1 protein-coding gene is annotated in these 223 nt (G+C 71.7%); it reads right to left on the bottom strand.

Annotation, left to right across the window (positions count from 1 at the left end):
• Positions 1-223 (bottom strand): response regulator (locus IG69_RS0119735; RefSeq protein ID WP_030529861.1); only part of this gene is annotated, 223 nt, incomplete at both ends.

Below are 223 nucleotides of genomic sequence, written 5' to 3'. Positions count from 1 at the left end.
CGGCCTGCCTCAGTGCGTACCGGGCCAGCTCCGGGTCGACGACAGTGGACCCGCTGGCCACCTGCCGGATGGCGTCGGTGAGGTCCTCGACGGGACCGTCCTTCGCGATGAACCCACGCGCACCGACGGCCATCGCCCTTTGGACGTACCCGGGTCGCGCGAACGTCGTCACGATAACCACCCGGCAGTGCGGAACCCGCTCGGCGAGCTCGGCCGCGGCGTC

This window comes from Phycicoccus jejuensis, from assembly GCF_000720925.1.
GTDB classification, from domain to species: Bacteria; Actinomycetota; Actinomycetes; order Actinomycetales; family Dermatophilaceae; genus Phycicoccus; species Phycicoccus jejuensis.
Note: the sequence above shows the minus strand (reverse complement) of the source record. Positions and strands in the feature narration are given on the sequence as shown.